At 76.7% G+C, this 2,684-nt stretch carries 3 protein-coding genes and 1 pseudogene; 2 read left to right on the forward strand and 2 right to left on the reverse strand.

Annotated elements, in window-relative coordinates:
- Nucleotides 1-1,093 (reverse strand): molybdopterin-binding protein (locus tag Q0112_RS13165; protein ID WP_297976007.1); only part of this gene is annotated, 1,093 nt, incomplete at its 3' end.
- A 1-nt stretch (nt 1,094) separates the two neighbouring features.
- On the reverse strand, nt 1,095-2,096 hold the full coding sequence (locus Q0112_RS13170; RefSeq protein ID WP_297976009.1) for an XdhC family protein: 1,002 nt from the start codon (nt 2,094-2,096) through the stop codon (nt 1,095-1,097).
- A 115-nt stretch (nt 2,097-2,211) separates the two neighbouring features.
- On the opposite strand from Q0112_RS13170, the pseudogene Q0112_RS13175 reads away from it, so the two are divergent.
- Together Q0112_RS13175 and Q0112_RS13180 are read left to right on the forward strand one after the other, a co-directional pair.
- Nucleotides 2,212-2,424: pseudogene (locus tag Q0112_RS13175) on the forward strand (DUF4160 domain-containing protein); the annotation flags it as partial.
- 13 nt (nt 2,425-2,437) lie between these two features.
- Nucleotides 2,438-2,684: DUF2442 domain-containing protein (locus Q0112_RS13180; protein WP_297976010.1), on the forward strand; the 247-nt coding region annotated here is incomplete at its 3' end.

The raw sequence follows: 2,684 nt of genomic DNA on the forward strand, positions 1-2,684 counted from the left end.
CGAGCAACTTGTCGGCGCCGCGCATCCGCCGCGCGGCGCCGGCGGCCAGCACGATGGCGGCGACCCGGGCGCGGTCCTTGGAATGCGGGCGGCCGTCGCGCGGTTGCGGGCGGGCGGAGATCTCCTTCAGCAGCCCCCCGGCTCCCATGGCGGCGATCTCGGCCGGGCCGGTGGCGACGCCCGCCGCCAGCCGCTCCAGCACCCAGTCGGCGCCGTTGATGGTCGGCGCGCGGGAGCAGCCGGGCAGGCCGACGACCGGGCGCCCGGCGTGCTCGCCGATGAAGAGGAGGTTGCCCGGGTCGACCGGCATCCCGAAGCGGAGGAGCCGCCCGCCGGCGGCGACGAGCCCCGCCGGGCAGACGTCGGCCGCGTCGGAGGTGGCGGAGGCGCCGAGGATCAGCACCATGTCGCCGGTCGCCGCGCGCACCGCCTCGGCGACCGCGAGCGGCTCGTGCGGCACCGTCACCGGCGAGGCGAGCTCCTGCCCGAGCGCGGCGAGGCGCGTTTCGACGGCGGCGGCGCCCTTGGCGAGGAGGCTCGGCTTCATGCCGGGCGTCCGGGTCAGGATCAGCGTCGCCCGCCCGGGCCGGAAGCCGGCGACGCGCAGCACCTCGCCGGCCGAGAGGCAATCGACCGCCCGCTCCACGGCGGCGCGCGGGACGGCATAGGGGATGATCTTGACCGTCGCCACCATCTGCCGCGCCCGCACCCGCACGAGGTCGGCGAGCGTGGCGAGCGTGATCGCCGGGTCGATCGCGTTCAGCGCGGCGACGGCGGCCTCGTTCACCCGCACGATGCCGGCGGTCTCGGCGAAGAGGTTGACCCGGCCGGTGAAGGGCGCCGACACCGAGAGGCCGAGGGCGGCGGCGTCGGGGGCGAGCGCCCGCGCGACGGCGGTGGCGGCGGCGTCCTCGGGCAGGTCGCCCGGCTCGAGCCGGGCCACCGTCACCTCGGCGACGCCGGCGGCGGCGAGCGCGGCGAGGTCGGCGGCGGTGAGGGTGCGGCCCTTCTTCATGCGCAAGGCCCCCTCGTGCAGCGAATGCGCGAGGACGGCGCCCTCCGCCTGGCCGACCGGGACGGGGCCGAAGCGCATCTCAGCGGCGCGCGGCCGGGCGCCGCAGGGTCCCGGTGACCTCGGCGAGGATGGCGATGGCGATCTCGGCCGGGGAGCGGGCGCCGATGTCGGCGCCGATCGGGGCGTGGATGCGGGCGATCTCGGCCTCGGTGAAGCCCGCGGCCTTCAGCCGCTCCACCCGCTTGCCGTGGGTGCGGGGCGAGCCGAGGCAGCCGATGTAGAAGGCCGGCGAGCGGAGCGCGACCATGATCGCCGGGTCGTCGAGCTTCGGGTCGTGGGTCAGGGTGACGACGGCGGAGCGCGTGTCGGGGGCGAAGGCGGCGAGCGCCGCGTCCGGCCAGTCGTGCGAGAGGCGGGTGCCGGGGAAGCGCGCCTCGCTGGCGAAGGCCTCGCGCGGGTCGATCACCGCCGGGTCGTAGCCGGCGAGCCGCGCCATGGGGACGAGCGCCTGGGCGACGTGCACCGCGCCGACGACGGCCATCCGGAGCGGCGGATTGTGGACGCCGAGGAACCAGTCGCCCTCGAAGCCCGAGCTGTCGGCGGCGAGCGCCGCGACGGCGGCCGGCCAGAGCGGGTCGTCCGGGGTGCTGACGAGGCGGCGCTGCCACCCCTCGGGGCGGACGGCGTAGACGACGGGCCGCCGCGCGGCGCGCGCGGCGGCGAGCTCGGCGAGGAGGTCGGGGGTGGGGCCCTGGCCGACGCCGACCGGCTCGACCAGGATGCGGATGCGCCCGCCGCAGGCGAGGCCGACCGAGAAGGCCTCCGCGTCGCTGACGCCGTATTCGAGGAGCCGCGGCTGGCCGTCGTCGAGGGCGGAGAGCGCCTCGGCCACCACCGCGCCCTCGACGCAGCCGCCGGAGACCGAGCCGACCATCTCGGCGTCGGCGCTGATCGCGAGCTGGGCGCCCTGCGGGCGCGGCGCGGAGCCCCAGGTTTCGACCACGGTGGCGAGGGCCGCGCGCTTGCCGGCGCGCGCCCATGCGAGAGCCGCTTCGGGGATCTGGTCGTGTTCGGCTGGCATCGGTCGCTCCGGGTTCAGGGGTGGTGCGGGCGAGGCCGAAAGTCAAGGGAGTCGCGCCGGGGGCCACGTCGGCCCCAGGCTTCGCGGGGGCGACAGCGCCAGCCCCGGGCTCCCCATGCCGACGATCTTTCTGTATGATGGCTTCCGGTTCTTCTCCTACTCGAACGAGGGCGATCCGCGCGAGCCGATGCATGTGCATGTCATGAAGGGCGGACGCGAGCTGAAGTTCTGGCTCGATGCCGAGGTGTCGGTGGCGGCGAGCCGGGGGTGCGATGCGCGGACGGTGCGGCGGCTGCGGGCGGTGGTGATGGCGCGGCGGGAGGTCATCGAGGGGGCGTGGGGTGAGTATTTCGGCTGGGACGGTGCGCTTCGAGGGCGAGCGGATGTGGGTCGGGCTGTCCGACGGCCGGGTCGTCGGCGTGCCGCTCGCCTGGTTCCCGCGGCTGGCGCCGGCGACGCCGGCGGAGCGGGAGGCGTTCGAGCTGAGCCCGTTCGGGATCCATTGGGCGGCGCTGGACGAGGACGTGTCGGTCGAGGGGCTCCTCGCCGGGCGCGGGGACCGGCGGCGGGTCGGGGGCGAGGCGGCGT

The organism is uncultured Amaricoccus sp. (assembly GCF_937858865.1).
GTDB lineage: Bacteria > Pseudomonadota > Alphaproteobacteria > Rhodobacterales > Rhodobacteraceae > Amaricoccus.